General features: G+C 52.0%; 19 protein-coding genes. 18 read left to right on the top strand and 1 reads right to left on the bottom strand.

What is annotated here, in order from left to right; translation table 11 throughout:
- Positions 1-3 precede the first annotated feature (3 nt).
- From rsxE to ACESZP_RS11630, 7 genes are all read left to right on the top strand, one after another.
- Positions 4-681, top strand: a complete 678-nt coding sequence (gene rsxE / locus ACESZP_RS11660; protein ID WP_349165469.1) for an electron transport complex subunit RsxE — start codon at positions 4-6, stop codon at positions 679-681.
- A complete protein-coding gene (rsxA, locus tag ACESZP_RS11655; RefSeq protein WP_178039549.1) occupies positions 682-1,263 on the top strand; it encodes an electron transport complex subunit RsxA in 582 nt (193 codons plus the stop codon).
- Between the two features lie 10 nt (positions 1,264-1,273).
- Positions 1,274-2,062, top strand: coding sequence for an RnfABCDGE type electron transport complex subunit B (locus tag ACESZP_RS11650; protein WP_499709084.1), 789 nt, complete (start codon positions 1,274-1,276; stop codon positions 2,060-2,062).
- Between the two features lie 26 nt (positions 2,063-2,088).
- Entirely contained in the window at positions 2,089-3,159 is a 1,071-nt protein-coding gene (locus tag ACESZP_RS11645; protein ID WP_499709083.1) for an FAD:protein FMN transferase, read from the top strand.
- Positions 3,160-3,286: 127 nt separating this feature from the next.
- Positions 3,287-3,685 (top strand): NusG domain II-containing protein, encoded by a 399-nt coding sequence (locus ACESZP_RS11640; RefSeq protein WP_349165472.1) that lies wholly within the window; start codon positions 3,287-3,289, stop codon positions 3,683-3,685.
- Positions 3,686-3,803: 118 nt separating this feature from the next.
- Positions 3,804-4,292, top strand: coding sequence for a Gx transporter family protein (locus ACESZP_RS11635; protein WP_178039553.1), 489 nt, complete (start codon positions 3,804-3,806; stop codon positions 4,290-4,292).
- A 168-nt stretch (positions 4,293-4,460) separates the two neighbouring features.
- On the top strand, positions 4,461-4,994 hold the full coding sequence (locus ACESZP_RS11630) for a hypothetical protein (RefSeq protein ID WP_178039554.1): 534 nt from the start codon (positions 4,461-4,463) through the stop codon (positions 4,992-4,994).
- Positions 4,995-5,080: 86 nt separating this feature from the next.
- On the opposite strand, the gene ACESZP_RS11625 is transcribed toward ACESZP_RS11630, so the two are convergent.
- Positions 5,081-6,313, bottom strand: coding sequence for an argininosuccinate synthase (locus ACESZP_RS11625; protein WP_158363797.1), 1,233 nt, complete (start codon positions 6,311-6,313; stop codon positions 5,081-5,083).
- A 298-nt stretch (positions 6,314-6,611) separates the two neighbouring features.
- Here ACESZP_RS11625 and argC point away from each other — a divergent pair, with 298 nt between their 5' ends.
- From argC to ACESZP_RS11570, 11 genes are all read left to right on the top strand, one after another.
- Positions 6,612-7,652, top strand: a complete 1,041-nt coding sequence (gene argC / locus ACESZP_RS11620) for an N-acetyl-gamma-glutamyl-phosphate reductase (RefSeq protein WP_440322016.1) — start codon at positions 6,612-6,614, stop codon at positions 7,650-7,652.
- 133 nt (positions 7,653-7,785) lie between these two features.
- A complete protein-coding gene (locus ACESZP_RS11615) occupies positions 7,786-8,232 on the top strand; it encodes a GNAT family N-acetyltransferase (protein WP_178039556.1) in 447 nt (148 codons plus the stop codon).
- A 16-nt stretch (positions 8,233-8,248) separates the two neighbouring features.
- Positions 8,249-9,478, top strand: coding sequence for a bifunctional glutamate N-acetyltransferase/amino-acid acetyltransferase ArgJ (gene argJ / locus ACESZP_RS11610; protein ID WP_499709082.1), 1,230 nt, complete (start codon positions 8,249-8,251; stop codon positions 9,476-9,478).
- A gap of 20 nt (positions 9,479-9,498) precedes the next feature.
- Positions 9,499-10,404 carry an acetylglutamate kinase gene (argB, locus tag ACESZP_RS11605; RefSeq protein ID WP_499709081.1) on the top strand — a complete coding sequence of 302 codons (906 nt, stop codon included), beginning with the start codon at positions 9,499-9,501 and terminating at the stop codon, positions 10,402-10,404.
- Entirely contained in the window at positions 10,391-11,593 is a 1,203-nt protein-coding gene (locus tag ACESZP_RS11600) for an aspartate aminotransferase family protein (RefSeq protein WP_499709080.1), read from the top strand. Before argB ends, ACESZP_RS11600 begins: the two co-directional genes overlap by 14 nt.
- A 12-nt stretch (positions 11,594-11,605) precedes the next feature.
- Entirely contained in the window at positions 11,606-12,871 is a 1,266-nt protein-coding gene (locus tag ACESZP_RS11595) for a sugar ABC transporter substrate-binding protein (protein ID WP_499709079.1), read from the top strand.
- Between the two features lie 71 nt (positions 12,872-12,942).
- The gene (locus tag ACESZP_RS11590; protein WP_349164966.1) at positions 12,943-13,374 is read left to right on the top strand and encodes a DMT family transporter; all 432 of its coding nucleotides are present in this window, start codon (positions 12,943-12,945) and stop codon (positions 13,372-13,374) included.
- A 170-nt stretch (positions 13,375-13,544) separates the two neighbouring features.
- Positions 13,545-14,129, top strand: coding sequence for a helix-hairpin-helix domain-containing protein (locus ACESZP_RS11585; protein WP_499709078.1), 585 nt, complete (start codon positions 13,545-13,547; stop codon positions 14,127-14,129).
- A 33-nt stretch (positions 14,130-14,162) separates the two neighbouring features.
- A complete protein-coding gene (locus ACESZP_RS11580; protein ID WP_499709077.1) occupies positions 14,163-14,849 on the top strand; it encodes a response regulator transcription factor in 687 nt (228 codons plus the stop codon).
- The gene (locus ACESZP_RS11575; RefSeq protein ID WP_499709076.1) at positions 14,824-16,263 is read left to right on the top strand and encodes a sensor histidine kinase; all 1,440 of its coding nucleotides are present in this window, start codon (positions 14,824-14,826) and stop codon (positions 16,261-16,263) included. The genes ACESZP_RS11580 and ACESZP_RS11575 overlap by 26 nt, the downstream gene beginning before the upstream one ends.
- 14 nt (positions 16,264-16,277) lie before the next feature.
- A complete protein-coding gene (locus ACESZP_RS11570; protein ID WP_499709075.1) occupies positions 16,278-17,234 on the top strand; it encodes a GerMN domain-containing protein in 957 nt (318 codons plus the stop codon).
- Positions 17,235-17,241: the final 7 nt, after the last annotated feature.

Genomic DNA, 17,241 nt, shown 5'->3' with positions numbered 1-17,241 from the left:
GCGATGAAACCTTGTACAGAACGCATCTATAATGGTGTAATAAAAGAAAATCCCACTCTGGTTCTGATGCTCGGCATGTGCCCCACACTGGCGGTTACCACCTCCTGTATGAACGGATTCGGAATGGGCGTATCCACGCTGGTGGTACTGGTGATGTCCAATCTGGTCATCTCCGCGCTTCGGAAGGTGATACCGGATGCGGTACGTCTGCCGGCTTATATCGTCATCGTAGCTTCACTGGTTACCGTAGTGGAGCTTCTGATGGAGGCTTATGTGCCTGACATCTATGACGCGCTGGGAATCTACATTCCCCTGATCGTAGTAAACTGTATCATTCTGGGCCGTGCGGAGGCTTATGCCTCCAAAAATCCGCCTCTTCTGTCCGCCATGGACGGACTTGGCATGGGTCTCGGATTTACAATTTCCCTTTCTGTCATCGGACTTATCCGTGAGCTTCTGGGTGCAGGTACCGTATTCGGCATGCAGGTGATGCCGTCCGCTTATAAGCCTATTGCTATTTTCATCAAGGCTCCGGGCGCGTTCCTGGTACTGGCGGTTCTGGTTATTATTATGAATTCCCTGAAGATCAAGAATCGTGCAAACGCCATGGTGCAGGGCTGCGACGGATGCTGCGCGACCTGTGCCCATGCGAAGGAAGAAGGAAAGGAGGCGCAGAAATAAATGAAATCATTACTTCTGATTATCATTACAACGGCGCTGGTGAATAACGTGGTATTAAGCCAGTTCCTGGGAATCTGTTCCTTCCTGGGCGTATCCAGATATATCAAGACGTCCTTCAGTCTGGGCGCAGCGGTTATCTTTGTCATCACGGTAGCTTCCGCAGTGGCGAATCTTCTGTACACCTTTGTACTGACGCCGCTGAATCTGGATTATCTGAAAACCATTGTCTTTATTCTGGTTATCGCGGCTCTGGTACAGATGGTAGAGATGTTTACCAAGAAGACCTCCCCGCCCCTTTACAAGGCGCTGGGAATCTATCTGCCGCTGATTACCACCAACTGTGCGGTTCTGGGCGTGGCCCTGACCAACGTACAGAATGAGTATAATTTTGTGGAAAGTGTACTGGCCGGATTCGGTACCGCAGTCGGCTATACCATTGCCATTGTTCTTTTGGCAGGTATCCGAAGCCGTATTGATGAGGAGGCTTTGCCGGCTCCCTTAAAGGGTGCGCCCATCGTGCTGATTTGCGCGGCGCTGATGGCGATTGCGTTCATGGGATTTGGCGGTCTGGCGCTGTCATAAGGAGGAGAATATGCAGGAAGTTATTATAGCGACATTGGTAGTAGGCGTAATCGGACTTCTGATCGGCGTAGCTCTGGTGGCAGTCAGCAAGAAGTTCGCAGTGGAGACTGACGAGCGCGTTGGCCTTGTAAGAGAAAGTCTTCCGGGAAATAACTGCGGTGCCTGCGGTTATGCAGGCTGCGACGCGGTAGCGGCAGCCATCGTGGAGGGCAAGGCTCCGGTCAATGCCTGTCCGGTGTGCAATGCGGAAGCAGTAAAGAAAATCGGCGATATCATGGGCGTGCAGGCGGAAGCCGCAGAGAAAAAGGTGGCCTATGTACACTGCGCAGGCAGCTGTGATAAGACCTCTGTCCGGTGCAATTATGTGGGTATTCATGATTGCCGGGCAGCGGTACTTTCCGGTATCTCAGTCTGGAAATGTGATTATGGCTGTCTGGGCTTTGGTTCCTGTGTGGAGGCCTGTAAGTTCGGCGCGCTCCGCGTGGAGAACGGCGTAGCCATCGTAGACGAGACGAAATGTGCCGGCTGTGGAAAATGCGCCAAGGCCTGTCCTAAGGGACTGATCGAGTTGGTGCCGGCGGACAAGAAGATAGCGGTGCGCTGCGCAAGCCGCGACCGTGGACCGGCTGTGAAGAAGGCCTGCACCGCAGGCTGCCTGGGCTGCGGTATCTGTGCAAAGCAGTGCGAGCACGAAGCGATTACCGTGGACGGCAATCTGGCCCACGTGGATTATACCAAGTGTGTAGGCTGTGGTAAGTGCGCGGAGAAGTGTCCGATGAAGGTTATCGAAATGGTATAAATCATACATATCTGAGGTTATAAAAAATGAAGCGAAGCATGTCAGTCATTCTGGGAGCACTGGCTCTGATGATTACGGTGGGCTGTATCTGGCAGTACCGGAAAGGAGACAGGGACGCGTCCTGTACGAAGCAGCTTTTTGCCATGGATACGGTGATGAGCTTTACCGCATATGGGCCGAAGGCAGAAGAGGCTGTGGATGCGGCCATGAAGGAGATCGAGCGGCTGGATGCTTTGCTTTCCACAGGAAATGAATCCAGTGAGATCTCGCAGCTGAATGCTGCGGGATCTTTTCTGATATCTGAGGATACTTTGAAATTACTGGAAGAGGCGGAAAGCATCCGGCAGTCCACGGGCGGCCTTTTTGACGTGACGGTCTACCCGCTGATGCAGCTCTGGGGATTCCCTACCGGGGACTATCGGGTGCCGACACAGGAAGAAATTTCCAACACACTTTCGCTGGTGGACGCTGCGCAGATTCAGATAGAGGGCGCACAGGTGACATTGGGATCAGGACAGCAGGTGGATCTGGGCGGCATCGCCAAGGGATATGCATCTGACCGGGTCATGGAGCTTTACCGGGAGTACGGCGTGACTTCGGGTATGGTGTCCCTGGGCGGCAATATCGAGACCCTGGGGACGAAACCGGACGGGACAGACTGGAAAATCGGAATTCGGAATCCGGAGATTGCCGCCGCCTCTGACATTGGAAGCGGGACAGAGGATGTGCTACTGGCGCTGGAGGTGGAGAACCGGGCGGTGATTACCTCCGGTGGCTATGAGCGGTATTTTGAGGAGAACGGGGAGACCTATATCCACATCCTGGATCCCCGCACCGGCTATCCGGCAGATTCCGGCCTGCTTTCCGTGACCGTCGTATCGGAAAAAGGAATGCTGGCGGACGCCCTGTCTACTTCTCTTTATATCATGGGCGAGGCAGATGCGGCAGAGTACTGGCGGATCCATGGAAATGACGAAGGGAACAGCTTTGAGCTGGTTCTGGTGGATACTTCCGGAAAGGTCTATGCAACGGAAGGGCTGCGTGATAAGATAGAGATGAGGAACGCGGCGCAGAGGCTGGAGATCGTGGAGCGGTAGGGAGCTGTGTGACAGAAAAACGAAGAAAAGAAGTACAGGAAAGGATCAAAGTTATTGTTCACAGGCGCTATTTTAGAACAGCGTGTTATAGTGAACGGAGTGAATAGTAACAGGATAACAGGTTCGAATGGAAGAAGGAACGAAGACGGGACAGAATCGAAAAGCAGTTTACATCGTGGCGGCGCTTTGCGCTGTGCTCTTTCTTGGAGGAATCGGCGGCATGATATGGAATCTGACCCGGAGCCACGGCAGACAGGTGGAGATCCTGCAGGATGGGAAAATCCTGTATACACTGGACTTGGCTCAGGCGGAGGATCAGACCTTTACCGTGACCTACGGAGGCAGAACCAATGAAATCGAGATCCGGGATCACCAGATCCGCGTGAAAGCAGCGGACTGTCCCGATCAAATCTGTGTCCACATGGACTGGCTGGAGGCTGCGCCCATCGTGTGTCTGCCGAACCGGCTGAGCATTCAGTATGCGGACGGAGAGGGCGCGTCCGGGCTGGACGCGGTGGCGAACTAAAAATGTATATATTTCGTAATGCCAGATGAAGATATAATATAATCTTTAGGTAGGTAAGAATATTTTAGTAGTTAAAAAAGAAAGGGCCGTCATGAAGGAGCATCCATCAGAAAAAAGAATGACAACCGGAAAACTCACTGAGCTGGCGCTGCTGACAGCGGCAGCTCTGATTTTATATGTGGTGGAGCTCCAGATTCCGAATCCCATCCCGATTCCGGGCGCGAAGCTGGGGCTGGCCAATATCGTGACGGTCTACGCAGTCTACCGCTACCGCCCCGGCGAGGTGCTGATGGTGGTACTTGTCCGCATTTTCTTAGGCTCCCTCTTTGGCGGAAGCATGATGACCTTCCTCTACAGTCTGGCCGGAAGCCTGCTTTGCCTGCTTGGCATGCTGCTTCTCCGCCACATGGTCAGCGGCCGCGCCATCTGGCTGGCCAGCGTCCTGGGCGCCGTCCTCCACAACATCGGCCAGATGCTGGTAGCCGTGTTAATAGCCGGAAAAGGCATGATCTTCTACCTCCCCTTCCTCATGACCGCCGGCTGCATCGCCGGAGCCTTCACCGGCCTGTGCGCGCAGCTAGTACTGAACCGGCTTGGGAGACAGTAAAGAATACTGTAAAATAGTGAAAAAAATAAAAGGGTATACCCATAAAAGGAGAGAATTCAGGATTTTGTGTGGAAGCCGAAATCTAGGAAGGAACAAATCGGTTGCAATACCAAAAAAGTCAATATAATGAAATTACAAATTATCAGAAAGACAGTGAGGAGATGTTTGATGAAAGAAAGGCATATTGTTCGAAAAATCATAGCGGCACTTATCATTTTCGGCATCTTGGTCGCCGCAGAGTATCTTGTAAAATCTTATTATTACCCGATAAAAACTGAAAAAGAATCGACAGGGACAGGCTGGCTGTTTATAGGAGAACAGTCGGAGAGCGGTATCCCGGTGAAAGTCTCCTGTCAGGTCTGGAAATATCAGTACCGTTTTCCGAAATTCCGAAAAAATCAGGACAATATGACCGGCAATATCCTCATTGACGGAGAAACGATAGCGAATCTGGGCGGCTCTTTTGAAGATGACGACACCTATTTGATCAATCAGAATCCGGCCGGCTTTGTGATCACAGAGATAGATTTGGACTATTTTCTTGCAGGTTTTCCAAGATCCGAAATAAACGCCCTTCTGGTCTATCCGGCAGAAACAGAAGAACAGGCAAAGGCCATCTTCACAGAAGTAACCGATAACCTGGGCACAGACGTCTGGAAGCTCTGTGGCAGTAGTGAGGTATGGACGTGGAAAAGGGAATGAGACGGTAAAAAAATAAAAAGGATAACAGAAAGAAAGGGCCTCCGCGTCGCAGACGCGGGGCCCTTTCCGTTTATCGTTATGAAGTATTAGTTATTGTTCTTGTTCTTCTCCACCTCAGCCAGCTTCATAGCCCGAACCTTCAGCGGAAGGCCAAACAGGGTGATGAATCCGTCTGCGTCGTGGTGGTCGTACATGTCGCCGGTGGTGAAGGACGCCAGGGACTCATTGTACAGAGAGTAGGGAGAAGTGGTGCCGGCCTTGATGATGTTGCCCTTGTAGAGCTTGAACTTCACTTCGCCGGTTACATACTCCTGGGTTACCTCCATGAAAGCCTGGATAGCTTCACGCAGCGGGGTAAACCATTTTCCTTCATATACAATCTGGGAGAACTTGTTGGCCATATCCTTCTTGGTCTCCATGGTAGCACGGTCCAGAACCAGCTCCTCAAGCTGACGGTGAGCCTCCATCAGGATGGTTCCGCCCGGGGTCTCATATACGCCACGGGACTTCATACCTACCACACGGTTTTCTACGATATCCACGATACCGATGCCGTGCTTTCCGCCCAGAGCGTTCAGAGTACGGATGACGTCAGCCACCTTCATCTGCTTGCCGTTTACGGAAGTAGGAACGCCCTTTTCAAAGGTCATGGTTACATATTCCGGTTCGTCCGGAGCCTTCTCCGGGGTGGTGCCCAGAACCAGCAGGTGTTCGTAGTTCGGCTCGTTGGCCGGATCCTCGAGCTCCAGTCCCTCATGGCTGATGTGCCACAGGTTCCGGTCACGGCTGTAGCTGGAATCGGTAGAGAAGGGAAGATGGATGCCGTGCTTCTCGCAGTACGCGATCTCATCCTCACGGGACTGCATGGTCCAGATATCGGTCATTCTCCAGGGAGCGATGATCTTCAGATCCGGAGCCAGAGCCTTGATACCCAGCTCGAAACGAATCTGGTCATTGCCCTTACCGGTAGCGCCGTGGCAGATAGCGACAGCGTTCTCCTTCCGGGCAATCTCTACCAGCTTCTTTGCGATGGCCGGACGCGCCATGGAAGTACCCAGCAGATACTTGTTCTCGTATACAGCGTCTGCCTTTACGCAGGGCATGATATAATTTTCAGCGAAATCGTCTACCAGATCCTCGATGTACAGCTTGGAAGCGCCGGACAGCTTCGCGCGCTCGTCCAGTCCGTCCAGCTCATTTCCCTGGCCGCAGTCGATACAGCAACATACTACATCGTAATCAAAATGCTCCTTCAGCCACGGAATAATAGCAGTGGTGTCCAGTCCGCCGGAATAGGCAAGTACTACTTTGTCTTTCATATTCAAATATCCTCCTGAGTGTTTTATGATTTCTATACGGTATGAATGATTATGCACACCGTTTCTGTTCACTGAAAACTAATATACATCATTTCCATATAATATGCAAGCGGAAGTTCAGAAAAAGTTCCACAGAAATATGAATAAAAATAAAATAGTGCTTGAATAATATGCATAAAAGTGATAATATATGCAAAGCAAGTGTATAAAAATGCATACAAGCGGAAAAGTGCTTGAAATACTGGCCAAACAGATCTAAAATAGGAACAAATATCCACAAAAAGAGAGGAAAATAGAAATGATAAAGGCAGGAATTATCGGAGCAACCGGATACGCAGGCGGCGAGCTGGTCCGCATTCTCACAGGACATAAGGATGTGGAGATTAAATGGTACGGTTCCCGAAGCTACATAGATAAGAAATACGCGGAAGTCTACCAGAACATGTTTCAGATCGTAGACGACAAATGCATGGATGATAATATGGAAGCACTGGCAGATGAGGTGGACGTGATTTTCACAGCGACGCCCCAGGGCCTCTGCGCGTCTCTGGTAAATGAGGAGATTCTGTCCAAGGTAAAAATCGTGGACTTAAGCGCCGATTTCCGTATTAAGGACGTGGCCACCTACGAGGAGTGGTATAAGATCCAGCATCCGACGCCCCAGTTTATCCCGGAGGCGGTCTACGGACTCTGTGAGATCAACCGGGAAGCGGTGAAGAAGGCGAGACTGGTAGCCAACCCGGGCTGCTATCCCACCTGCAGCACTCTTTCTATTTATCCCTTATTAAAGGAAGGGCTGATTGACCCGGGCACGATTATCATTGACGCCAAGTCCGGCACCTCCGGTGCAGGCCGCGGCGCGAAGGTGGACAATCTGTACTGTGAGGTCAATGAAAACATCAAGGCTTACGGCGTGGCGAATCACCGTCATACGCCGGAGATCGAGGAGCAGCTTTCCTACGCGGCAGGCCAGCCGGTGCTGATTAATTTCACGCCCCATCTGGTACCCATGAACCGGGGTATTCTGATTACCGCCTATGCTTCCCTGAAGAAAGAGGTCTCTTATGAGGAAGTAAAGGCCGCTTACGATAAGTATTATGCGAATGAGAAATTTGTCCGCGTTCTGGAAAAGGACGTTTGCCCCCAGACCAAATGGGTGGAGGGCAGCAACTATGTGGACGTGAACTTTAAGATCGACCCGAGAACGAAGCGCGTGATTATGATGGGAGCCATGGACAACCTGGTGAAGGGCGCAGCCGGCCAGGCCGTCCAGAATATGAACCTGATGTTCGGACTGAAGGAGAGCGAAGGATTAGAGCTCGTTCCCATGTTCCCGTGACTGTGAGCACTTGGCGAGGTATTTTCGAGCCTAGTGCGAACGTCCACCTGGACACTTAATGAATGCAAGCCGCAGGCGCAGTATGAGTTTAGTGACCATGGTGTTTCCTTAATACTTGGCGAGGTACAGAAATATGACTATCCGAACAATGACCATCGACGATTACGACGGCGTCTACGCCCTCTGGATGACCATCAAGGGCTTCGCCATCCGGAGTATTGACGACTCCCGGGTGGGCGTGGAGCGGTTTTTAAAACGGAACCCCACCACCAGCGTGGTGGCCATCGAAGACGGCAAGGTGGTAGGCAGCATTCTCTGCGGTCACGACGGACGTCGGGGCTGTCTCTATCATGTGTGTGTCCACCGGGATTACCGGATGCGGGGCATCGGCAAGGCCATGGTAGTATTTGCCATGAACGCCCTGAAAGAGGAGCAGATCAGCAAGGTATCCCTGATCGCTTTTACCCAGAACGACATCGGCAACGCTTTCTGGAACCGCATCGGCTGGACACAAAGGCTCGATCTGAACTACTATGATTTTGTCTTAAATAAAGAAAATATCGAAGCATTTAACGAATAAAGAGGAGGACGGCAATATGACCATCACAGAAATCAAGGGCGGCGTCACCGCGGCAAAGGGCTTTGAGGCAGCGGCAGCAGCGGCAGCCATCAAATACCAGGGACGGACCGACATGGCCCTGGTATACAGCGAAAAGCCCTGTCACGCGGCAGGTACATTTACCACGAATATCGTAAAGGCAGCCCCGGTGAAATGGGATCAGAAAATCGTAAAGGAATCCCCCTATGCCCAGGCAGTCATCGTAAACTCCGGCATCGCCAACGCCTGCACCGGCGAGGAGGGCATGGGCTACTGTAAAGAGACCGCAGAGGAGGCAGCCAAAGTTCTCGGCGTTCCGGAAAATGCCGTTCTGGTGGCGTCCACCGGCGTCATTGGCATGCAGCTTCCTATGGATCGCCTGAAAAAGGGCATCAGCCTTTTAAAGGAAGCCAAGGGCAGCACCCCGGAGCACGGAACCGCAGCCTCCAAGGCGATTATGACCACCGATACGGTCAATAAGGAAATCGCCGTCCGGGTGGAGCTGGGCGGAAAAACTGTCACCGTGGGCGGTATGTGCAAGGGCTCCGGCATGATTCATCCGAATATGTGTACCATGCTGGCCTTCGTGACCACCGACGCGAATATTTCCAAAGAGATGCTGCAGAAATGCGTAAGCAATGATGTAAAAGACACCTTCAATATGATTTCCGTGGACGGCGATACTTCCACCAACGACACCCTGCTGGTGTTGGCCAACGGCATGGCGGAGAACCCGGAGATCACCGAAGAAAATGAAGATTACAAAGCATTTGCCAAGGCGCTGAATACAGTCAACACTTGGCTTGCAAAGAAAATGGCAGGCGACGGCGAGGGTGCGACAGCACTCTTCGAGGTGAAAATCGTGGGAGCCGAGAGCAAGGAGCAGGCTGTGATTTTGAGCAAATCCGTGGTTACATCCAGTCTGGTCAAGGCAGCCATTTACGGTCACGACGCCAACTGGGGCCGTATCCTGTGCGCCATGGGCTATTCAGGAGCCCAGTTCGACCCGGAGAAGGTGGATCTGTTCTTCGAGAGCGCAGCCGGTAAGATCCAGATCATTGAAAATGGCGTGGCAGTGAATTACAGCGAGGAAGAAGCTACCAGGATCCTTTCCGAGCCGGAGGTAACGGCCATTGCGGACGTGAAGATGGGCGACGCCACCGCCACCGCATGGGGTTGTGACCTGACCTATGATTATGTGAAAATCAATGCGGATTATCGTTCTTAAGATACAGAGGAGTAAAGATTATGAGCAGAGAAGAAGAAATGAACACCTACCTGGAGAAGGCCAAGGTCCTCATTGAGGCCCTTCCCTATATCCAGCGGTTTAACCGGAAGATTATCGTAGTGAAATACGGCGGAAGCGCCATGGTGGACGAGAACTTGAAGCGGAGTGTCATCCAGGACGTGACCCTTCTGAAACTGGTCGGCTTCAAACCCATCATCGTACACGGCGGCGGCAAGGAGATCAGCCGCTGGGTAGGAAAGGTCGGCATGGAGCCCAAATTCATCAACGGCCTGCGTGTGACTGACAAAGAGACCATGGAAATCGCGGAAATGGTGCTGGGAAAAGTTGGAAAAAGCCTGGTTCAGCTAGTGGAAGAGCTGGGTGTGAAAGCAGTTAGCCTAAGCGGCAAGGACGGCGGTCTCCTGAAGGTGGAGAAGAAGTATTCCAAGGGCGAGGACATCGGTTTCGTGGGCGAGGTGACGGATGTGGATCCCCAGATTCTCTACGACCTGCTGGAGAAGGATTTCCTGCCTATCGTATGCCCGGTGGGAATGGACAAGGACTTCAACACCTACAATATTAACGCCGATGACGCGGCCTGCGCCATTGCCCGGGCCGTCCATGCGGAGAAGCTGGCATTCCTGACTGATATCGAGGGCGTCCGCAGAGATCCGGAGGATTCAGCGACCTTGATTTCTGAGCTTCATGTAAAAGAGGCAAGAGAGCTTATCGAAAATGGCAACATCGGTGGCGGTATGCTTCCGAAGCTCAACAACTGCATCGACGCCATCGAAAACGGCGTATCCAGAGTGCATATCCTGGACGGACGTATCGCCCATTGCCTGCTTCTGGAGATCTTTACCAACAAGGGAATCGGTACTGCCATCCTGGGCGAAGGAGAGGAAAATTATTATGATGGAAGATAAAGAGGCGATTATCAAAGAGGCGGAAGAGAGCGTGCTTCACACCTACAACCGGTATCAGGTGGTACTGGATCACGGCGATGGCGTCTATCTTTACGACACCGACGGCAAAAAATATCTGGATTTCGCGGCAGGCATCGCGGTACAGGCCCTGGGTTATCATTACCCGGGTTACGACGAGGCGCTGAAGGCCCAGATCGACAAGCTGATGCATACCTCCAACCTGTATTACAATGAGCCGGCCGCAGAGGCAGCCGACAAGCTGGTGCGCATGAGCGGCATGAGCCGGGTATTCTTTACCAACAGCGGCACCGAGGCTATCGAGGGCGCAATTAAGGCGGCCCGCAAGTACGCGTGGCTGAAGGACGGAAAAAATGATCACGAGATCATCGCCATGAACCATTCCTTCCACGGACGGAGCATGGGAGCCCTCTCCGTCACCGGCAATGAGAAATACCAGGCGCCCTTCCGTCCGCTCATCGGCGGCATCCGTTTCGCTGATTACAACGATCTGGAGAGTGTAAAGGCTCAGTTCAATGAGCACACCTGCGCGGTGATTCTGGAGACCATTCAGGGCGAGGGCGGCATTTACCCGGCTACGGAGGAGTTCTTAAAGGGCGTGAAGGCACTCTGCGAGGAGCACGACGCGCTTCTGATTTTGGATGAGATCCAGTGCGGTATGGGCCGGAGCGGCCACCTGTTCGCATGGCAGGAGTACGGCGTGAAGCCCAACATCATGACCTGTGCCAAGGCCCTGGGCTGCGGCGTTCCGGTGGGCGCCTTTGTGCTGGATGAGAAGACGGCTTTGGGCTCTCTGGTACCGGGCGATCACGGCACCACCTACGGCGGCAATCCCTTTGTCTGCGCGGCGGTTTCCAAGGTGCTGGATATCTTTGAGCAGGACGCAATCGTGGATCATGTAAAAGAAGTGGGTGCATATCTTGAAGGAAAACTGGATGCTCTGGTGGATAAATACGACTGCATCGCGGCCCGCAGAGGAAAGGGCCTGATCCAGGGACTTGTAATCCAGGGTAGACCTGTAGGAGAAGTTGTGTTAAAATCTATGGATGAGGGTCTGATTGTGATCACAGCCGGAAGCGACGTGCTGCGTCTGGTTCCGCCCCTTGTTATCACAAAGGACCATGTAGACGAAATGGTTACGAAGCTTGAAAGGGCTTTGGTGAAAGGTTAGGATTTTACACACATGAGACATACGATTTATCGCAGAGCCATCGCCATCCTGGTGGTTCTGCTTGTATTTGCGCAGATGGGCCAGGTGGCTTTTTCTTATCATCAGAAGCAGAAGGAGGCGGCGGAGGCCGGGCAGGACATGGAGCAAAAAGCGCTGACTCTGTGGTATACTGACGAGAAGCTGAACAGCTATCTGGTGCAGACAGCGGCTGATTATAAAAAACAGACCGGCGTGGATGTCACATTGCAGCTTGTCACGGCGGTGGACTATATCGAGCATATCAACACGGCCAGTATCTCCGATCTGGGCGGCCCGGATCTTTTTGTGGTGTCCAGCGAGCTTCTGGAGAAAGCCCGTCTGGCAGGACTGACGGTGGAAAATGACAGCTTTACGGAGCAGGAGCTTTCGAAGGATTTCTCGGCGAAGGCCATTGACGCGGCCACCTGCGGCGGAAAGCTGATGGCGTATCCTTTCTATTTTGAGACCTGTTTCCTGCTGTACAATAAGAACTACGCAGACAGCGCCCCGTCCACCATCGACGAGATTCTGGATTACGCGGACAATTACGAGGCGACGGATGCCACGGAGAAGGTGGAAAATATCTTCAAATGGAATGTGGCGGATATTTTCTCGAACTTTTTCTTTATATCGAATTATGTAAACCTTGGCGGCGAAACCGGGGATGATCCCACGCAGGTTTCTCTGGATGCCCAGGAGGTCAAAGACTGCCTGGCCTACTACCAGAGCCTGAACGCTTTCTTTGCCATTGATGCGGATGAGGTTACTACGGACAATGTGCTGCAGGAGTTCATCGACGGCAAGACCGTGTATACCATCGCGAAGACCGACGCCATTGCCCAGATTGACGCTGCGGCAGACAGCTATTTCTATGGCATCGCGGAGGTACCGAACCTGACGGACGAGTTGTCCACCAAGGGTCTGTCTGTCACCAACTCTGTAGTAGTCAACGCTTATTCCAAGGAGCGTGATACCGCGAAAGGATTTGCGCGTTTTCTGACCTATGACAAGGCAGATGAGCTTTATGCCATGTCCAATAAAATGCCGGTGCGCCTGGGTGTCAGCTATGAAAATCCGGAGATGTCGGTATTGCTTGACCAGTACGAGAATTCCGTGGAGGTTCCGAAGCTGACCGATTTAAGCAACTACTGGATCGAGATGGAGATTGCCTTTGCGAATATCTGGAAGGGCAATGATGTCAATACAGAAGTGGATTCCGTAACCCGGAAAATCATGTCCCAGCTTCAGGCGACGGAATAATACAGGAATAAGAACATCCAGTCATGGAAAGACTAAACCTTACTTACAGAACAGGAAAGGAAGTCTTTGTCATGATTGGATTTTTTATTGCCCTTTTATCCGGGGCGCTGATGAGCGTTCAGGGCGTCTTCAATACGGAGGTCACAAAGGTGAGCAGCATATGGACCTCTGCGGCTTGGGTGCAGCTGTCAGCCCTTATTACCTGCCTCATTGCCTGGGGGCTGTCGGATCGGAAAAACCCGCTGACCATCCTTCAGGTGACGCCGAAGTACATGCTGCTGGGCGGCGTCATCGGAGCCTTTATCACATTTACAGTCATTAAAAGCATGGACGCCCTGGGACCTGCGAAGGCGGTGATGCTGATTGTCATTGCTCAGCTGCTGGCGGCCTATCTGATTGAGCTGGCAGGGATCTTTGGCGTGGAAAAGGCTGATTTTTCCTGGCGGAAGGTCATTGGCATGGCGGCAGCTATCGTGGGCGTCGCAGTGTTTCAGTGGGAGTAGGAATGCAAAATCCCATCGGCGAAGCCGATTTTCATGGATTTTGCAGTTATAACTGTGAAGGAACTGAACAGTCATGACTTAAAAAAGAACTTGTATTCTTGCCCAATCTCCGCTAAAATGAAGATAGTCTGTATCGGAGGGGACCCGCCTATTTTCAGAAAGGCGGAAAAATGAGATATCGACAGGAAAGAAAAAAGCTTCTTTGGATGATGGTTCTGCTTGCGCTGTGCCTGACCGGCTGCGGGAAAAAGGCGGCGGTCTATGACAGTGCGGCGGAGGAGACTGTGACGGAAGGGACGACAGCGGAGGCGGCGGATTCGGAAGAGGAAGAGGCAGCGTCCGTCTGGGTTTACGTCTGCGGAGAGGTGAGAACTCCCGGAGTTTACGAACTACCGGAGGGCAGCCGGATTACCGACGCGGTGGAGGCAGCCGGCGGTATGACGGAAGGCGCGGCCGGGACGTATCTGAACCTGGCGGAGACGGTATCTGACGGGCAGAAGATCGAGGTACCCTCGGTGGAAATGGCACAGACGCTTGAGGAAGCCGCGGCAGAGGGCACATCCGGGTTAGTGAACCTGAACCGGGCCACCGAGGCCGAACTTATGACACTTTCCGGGATTGGCGAATCCAAGGCAAAGGAGATTATCCGTTATCGGGAATCAAAGGGCGGATTTCAGAGGCCGGAGGATTTGATGAATATTCCGGGTATTAAAGAGGGCGTTTTTAACAAAATCAGAGACCAGATAACGGTTTGAGACTGAATAAAAAAAGATAACGAGGCGGGAAGCATGGGAAAGAAAGTATTAGTTGTCGACGATGAAAAATTAATTGTGAAGGGACTGCGGTTTAGTCTGGAACAGGATGATATGGAAGTTGACTGTGCCTACGACGGCGAGGAAGCGCTGGAATATGCCAGAGTGAAGGAGTATGATATTGTACTCCTGGATGTGATGCTGCCGAAGCTGGACGGCTTTCAGGTCTGCCAGCAGATCCGGGAGTTCTCCAATATGCCGATTATCATGCTGACAGCCAAGGGCGATGATATGGATAAGATTCTGGGGCTGGAGTATGGAGCGGACGATTACATCACGAAGCCCTTTAACATTCTGGAGATTAAGGCCCGTATGAAGGCCATTATGCGGCGTACCGGCGGTACGGAAAAGGAGAAAAAGGGCAAGGTGGTCGAGGCTGCGGATCTGAAGCTCGATCTGGACAGCCGCCGCCTTTTTATCGGCGGTCGGGAAATTAATCTGACGGCCAAAGAATTCGACCTGCTGGAGCTGATGGTGCTGAATCCGGGCAAGGTCTACAGCCGGGAGAATCTTCTGAATACGGTCTGGGGCTATGAATACCCGGGCGACGTGCGGACTGTGGATGTCCATATCCGGAGACTTCGCGAGAAAATTGAGTCCAATCCGAGCGAGCCGAAATACGTGCATACGAAGTGGGGTGTGGGTTATTATTTCCAGGCATAAAGTCGTATTTACATATTTTAAGAGTCTGAAATTTCGGATCCTGCTGGTGCTGCTGGCAGTGGGCTGGCTTCCCATGATTCTGATGTCGGCCAGTATCTTAAGGAGTTATCGGGATCGGGCCATCTCCGTGCGCAGCACGGAGGTGCAGAATCAGTGTAAAATTTTATCCAATCAGTTATTAAGCTATAATTATATGGAGGATCCGTCCACGGAGCTGATCGACGGCGAGCTGGCTCAGCTGGCCAGTCTTTACGACGGACGGATCATTATCATTGATCAGAATTTCCGCGTTATTAAGGATACTTACGGTCTGATTGAAAATAAGTATGTGGTATCTGAGGAGGTTATCCGCTGCTTTAAGGGGGAAACCACGAACCAGCTGTCGGAAAAACGGTTTATTGAAATGACCGTGCCGGTGCGCGCCGGAGATTCCAACAAGGTGCAGGGCGTACTGCTGGTCAGTGTATCCACGGACAGTATCTGGGATAATCTGGAAGCCCTGACCAGCAATACCTGGGTATTTACCCTGGTGTATGGCATCCTGGTGACCATGGCGGCTATTTTGCTGTCCATATTGCTGGTGCGGCCCATTCAACGGATTATTCTGGAACTCCATGAGATTTCCAGCGGTCATTCCAACGAGGATTTGATGGTAAAGACCTATGCGGAGACTGAAGAGATTTCCGAGGAGTTCAATAAAATCGTGACGCAGATGCGGACCCTGGATGAATCACGGCAGGAGTTCGTGTCCAATGTGTCCCATGAACTGAAGACGCCGCTGACGTCCATGAAGGTGCTGGCGGATTCCCTGCTTACCCAGGACGAGGTGCCAAACGAGCTTTACAAGGAGTTTATGGGCGATATCGCTGAGGAGATTGAGCGGGAAAATAAGATCATTACCGATCTGCTGGCTCTGGTGAAGATGGATAAGAAGGCAGCCAGTCTGAACATCGAGAAAGTGGATATCAACGATCTGCTGGAACTGATTTTAAAAAGACTTCGCCCCATCGCGGCCAGAAAGAATATCGAGGTGGTACTGGAGAGCTTCCGTCCTGTGACGGCGGAAGTGGATGAGAGCCGCCTGTCTCTGGCCTTTACGAATCTGGTGGAGAATGCCATTAAGTATAATAAGGAAAATGGCTGGGTACACGTGTCTCTGGACGCAGATCACAAGTTCTTCTATGTGAAGATTATGGATTCCGGCCAGGGCATCCCGGAGGAGTCCCTGGACTATATCTTTGAGCGGTTTTACCGGGTGGATAAGTCCCATTCCAGCGAGATAGACGGAACAGGACTGGGACTGGCCATCGCGAAAAGCGCGGTGCTGGTTCACAAAGGGGCTATCAAGGTATCCAGTGAGGTGGGTGTGGGAACTACCTTCTCGGTACGAATTCCGCTGAATTATATTGCCTGAGACAGGAGCAAGGAATGAAAGAAAAGAGAAAACAGAGTATCTGTCTGTGTGGGCTTCTGAGCCTTTTACTGCTTCTGGCACTGCTGGGTGGCTGTAAGAAAAAGGAAAATACAGAGGCAAAAACAGACGAAGAAGGATATCAGATCTATTATCTGAATAAAGATGAAACAGCTACGGCGACAGTGAATTATCAGCCGGAGGCAAAGGATACAGACGGATTGATTCAGGAGCTGCTCAAGAAGCTTGCCACGACGCCGGAGGGCGGTTCCCTGGAAGCTGTGCTGACAGACAGCGTTTTTGTGACAGATTATACGCTGGACAATGGGCAGCTGACCCTGCATTTCGATCCGGCTTATCAGGATATGGATTGGATTCGGGAGATTCTCTGCCGCTCCGCAGTGGTGCGGACGCTCTGCCAGATTCCGGATGTGGAGTATGTGTCATTTCTGATTGGGGATAATCCTCTGATGGATTTGGACAAAAATCCGGTGGGACAGATGAACGCGGACAGCTTTGTGGAAAACACCGGCGACGCCATCAATGAGGAGACCGTCACTACACTGACCCTGTATTTTGCCAATAAGAGCGGGGACAAGCTGGTGAAGGAAAAGGTCAATGTGACCGGCAGCAGTAATATTTCTGTGGAGAAGCTGGTGGTGGAGAGTCTGATTCGAGGTCCGGTATCTGGGGATACGGATTATCCGACTCTGCCGCCCGGTACAAAGATCTTAAGCATTTCTACGAAGGATGGAATCTGTTATGTAAACCTGAACGATGGATTCCTGGAGCAGGGATACAATGTAACAGAGGCAGTTACCATCTACTCCATTGTGGATTCCCTGACGGAGCTGTCGGGAATCAGCAAGGTACAGATTCTGGTCAATGGAGAGACGGATCTGGTCTATAAGGAGAGTATGCGTCTGGATACCATCTATGAACGGAATCTGGATATTATCGAACAGAGGGAATAGCCTCTGC

Source organism: Candidatus Dorea massiliensis AP6, assembly GCF_964245105.1.
Lineage (GTDB): Bacteria > Bacillota > Clostridia > Lachnospirales > Lachnospiraceae > Laedolimicola > Laedolimicola intestinihominis.
Note: the sequence above shows the minus strand (reverse complement) of the source record. Positions and strands in the feature narration are given on the sequence as shown.